2 protein-coding genes are annotated in these 3,773 nt (G+C 73.8%); both read left to right on the top strand.

Features of this window, described 5'->3' with window-relative positions:
• Window positions 1-1,199, top strand: a 1,199-nt coding sequence (locus EQG76_RS33010) for a SagB/ThcOx family dehydrogenase (RefSeq protein ID WP_200841240.1), incomplete at its 5' end; no start/stop codon positions are given.
• Window positions 1,196-3,773 (top strand): polyketide synthase family protein (locus EQG76_RS29630; protein ID WP_200841239.1); only part of this gene is annotated, 2,578 nt, incomplete at its 3' end. The genes EQG76_RS33010 and EQG76_RS29630, both read left to right, overlap by 4 nt.

Genomic DNA, 3,773 nt, shown 5'->3' with positions numbered 1-3,773 from the left:
CCCTGCCTGCCCCCGGCCAGCCCCATGCCAAGACCCTCCATGCCTTCGTCGTGCCGGAGGAGGCCGGGGGAGGGACAGACAAGGCGATCCAGGTGCTTGAGCGGCCCGGCCGCCGGCGGCTGGATGGCCGCACGCGCCTGCCGCTCGGCGAGCGCAGCCCGTCCGCCGAGTTCGGCCGCCGCCGCTCCATGCGCAGCTTCGCCGATACCCCCGTGCCGCGCGGCGCCTTCGACGGCCTGCTCGGCCGCCTGGCGGGCGAGGAGGGCGGGCTGGTGCGCCACCGCTACCCGTCCGCCGGCTCACTCTACCCGGTCCAGGCCCATCTCCTGGTGAAGCCCGGCCGGGTGGAGGGTATCGATGGCGGCGCCTACTACCACGACCCGGTCGACCATGCCCTGGTCCGGCTGGCGTCCGACGTCCCGCCGCTCAGCGTCGGTCACCCGCCGACCGCCCGATCGCTCGACGAGGCCGCCTTCCTCCTGCTCCTGGTGGCCGACCTCGCCGTGCTACGGCCGACCTATGGCGAAGCCGCGCGCGACTTCTGCCTGCTGGAGGCCGGCTATCTCGGTCAGCTGCTGATGACCGACCTCCCGGACACGCTGGGCCTCCTTCCGGTCGGCAGGCTGCAGGTGGCAGGGCTGGCGGAAACCCTGGCCCTGCACGACGACCAGGTGCTGGTCCACGTCCTGGCCGGAGGTGTCCCGGATGCCTCCAGCCGCCCCGGCAGCCTTGCGACCGACCTGCAGCGCCACCTGGCCCGGCACCTCCCGGACTACATGGTGCCGCGCCGGATCACGCTCCTGCCCAGCCTGCCGCTCAGCGCCAACGGCAAGGTCGACCGGCAGGCCCTGCGCCCGCCGGCCGAGCCCCTGCCTGCCACGGCCAGCGCCGAGACCGCTGCGGTCCGCACCCTGGTCGGCCAGATCCTGGGCAGCGCCGCCATCGACGACCACGCCAACCTGTTCGACCTGGGCGCTACCTCGCTGCATCTGGTCCGGCTGCAGCGCCGCCTGGCCGAGCAGCATGGCGAGCGGGCGCCGACCGTGGTCGACCTGTTCCGCCTGCCGACCGTCGCCGAGATCGCCCGGCATCTCGCCGAAGCCCCGGCCAGTGCCGCCTTGGCCGACGGCAATGCCCGCGCCCAGCGCCGCCTGGAGGCGCGCCGCCGCGCCCTGCCGCAGGACCGGCAGGCCCGATGAGCGGATCGATCGCGATCATCGGCATGGCCGCCCACTATCCGGGCGCACCCGACCTCGATGCGTTCCGCGACCTCCTGTTCGCGGGCCGCGATGCGGTCAGCCGGATCGGCCCGGACGAGCTGGCCGCCGAGGGCGTGCCCGAGGCGCTGATCCAGGACCCGCGCTACGTGGCGGCCGCTGCGGTGCTGGACGGGATCGACCGGTTCGACGCTGCCCGCTTCGCCATCCCGCCGCACGAGGCGGTGCTGATGGACCCGCAGCAGCGCGTCCTCCTGCAGGTGGCGGCCGACGCCCTGGACGATGCCGGCCTTGAGCCCGAGCGGAGCGGGCTGGCGATCGGCGCCTTTGCCGGTGCCGCGATCAGCACCTACCTGCTCACCCGCCTGGCCCCGCATGTCCTGGCCGGCCCTAGCTCCGCCGCCCAGCTCACCGCGATCACCGGTAACGACAAGGATTATGTCGCGGCGCAGCTCGCCTACCGGCTGGACCTGCAGGGCCCGGTCGTGAGCGTGCAGACCGCCTGCTCCACCTCGCTGGTCGCCGTGCATCTGGCCTGCCAGAGCCTGCTGAACGGCGAATGCGACGCTGCCCTGGCCGGCGGGGTCAGCATCCGCGTTCCGCACCGGGTGGGCTACCTCCATCAGTCCGAAGGCATGCTCTCCCCCTCCGGCCGCTGCCGCAGCTACGGTGCCGAGGCCGACGGCACGATCTTCGGCAGCGGCTGCGGCGTGGTGGTGCTCAAGCGCCTGGACGACGCCCTGGCCAGCGGCGACCCGATCCGTGCGGTGATCCTGGGCAGCGCCATCAACAATGACGGGGCGCGCAAGGTCGGCTTCTCGGCACCCAGCCAGGAGCGCCAGGCCGCCGTGATCAGCGAGGCCATGGCCGTGGCCGGAATCGGCCCGGACGGGATCGGCTGCATCGAGGGGCATGGCACCGGCACGCCGCTGGGCGACCCGATCGAGGTGGCAGCACTCGCCGGCATCTTCAGCGGCCGGCCGCAAGGGTGCGTGGCTCTCGGCTCGGTGAAGTCCAATATCGGCCATACCGAGACCGCCGCCGGCATCGCCGGCCTGATCAAGGCCGTGCTGATGCTGGAAGCGGGTCGCCTGGCGCCGACCCTGCATGCCGCTCAGCCGAACCCGCGCATCGGCCTGGAGCGCACCCCGTTCCGCCTGGTCCGGGTGGTCGAGCCCTGGCAGGGGCCGCGCCGGGCCGGAGTCAGCTCGTTCGGCATCGGCGGCAGCAATGCCCACCTCGTGCTGGAAGCCGCCCCCGCCCCGGCACCCCGCCCTCCGCGCCCGGCTCCCATCCCTGGCAGGCGCTACTGGTACCTGCCGCCCCGGCAGTCGGACGACCTCCTTTCCATAGCCACAGCGAGCGGGCAGGGCACCTTCCTGCACGAGGCCGACCTGTCGCTCGCGGCCGACCCGTTCCTCGCCGATCACCAGGTCGACGGACGCGTCCTCCTGCCCGGCGCCGCCTATCCCGCAAGCCTGCTCGAGCGCGGCGTCACCGCCCTGGAAGGCTTGGCGATCCATGCGCCGGTGGAGATCCCGGCCGAGGATGGCATCCCGTTCCGCCTGGTCCTGGAACCCGGAAGCCGTGCCCGCTGGTTCTGCCAAGTCGACGACAATTGGAGGCCCGTAGCGGAAGCCGGCCTGCCCGCAGCCGCACTCAGCCTCCCCAGCCCGCCCGACATCGCCGTCACCGAGCGGCTGGACGCCGCGGCCTGGTATGCAAGGCTCGATGCCGCCGGTCTCCGCTTCGGACGGGCATTCCGTTCGCTCGACCAGGTCGCGATCGGTGGTCAGGCGGCCAGGGTCCGGCTGCGCCCGGGCGGCACGCCGGTCTCGGTCATCGATGCCGGGCTGCAGGCGGTGGCGGCGGCGTTCGGCGGCGAGGGCGGCGGCTACCTGCCCACCGCCTTCGGCCGCCTGGACCTCGACCCCGCCATCGCCAGCGCCACGACCGCCACCGCGCAGCTGGAAACGACCAGCGGCGGCAGCGTCACCGCCGGCATCTGGTGGGCCGACGCACAAGGCCGGATCGTGGGCCAGGCGCAGCGGGTCGTGTGCCGCAAGGCGGCCGCCCCGGTCGATCCCTTCTACCGCCTGGCTTGGCGGGCGGACGTCCCAGACCGGATCGCCGCCGTCCACGAGCGCCTGGAGCGGATCGCCGCCGGTTTCGCCGCGCAGGCCGGCAGCGTCGCGGAAGTCGCACCGCGCCACCGGCGCTACGCCGCCCTCCTGGCCCGCCATGCCGCGGATGATCGCCGCTCCCTGGTGCCGGCCGAGGAAGCGGAGCGCCTGGCGGACCAGCATCCCGATCATCGCCACGAAATCGAGCTGGTCGCCCGCGCCGGCCGGGCGCTGCCGGAGATCCTGGCCGGCCGCCAGGATGCCCTAGACATCCTGTTCGATGGCGGCGGGCCAACCGGCGCCTATGCCGGCTCCGCCCTGACCGATGCCGTCAATGCCAGGGTGGCCGCGGTCGCCGCCAGCACGGCTGCCCGGCGGGTGCTGGAGATAGGCGGCGGCACCGGTGCCACCACCGCTGCCATCCTGCCGGTGC

Source organism: Geminicoccus flavidas (genome assembly GCF_009806515.1).
Lineage (GTDB): Bacteria > Pseudomonadota > Alphaproteobacteria > Geminicoccales > Geminicoccaceae > Geminicoccus > Geminicoccus flavidus.
This window is presented reverse-complemented; position numbering and strand designations above follow the sequence as displayed.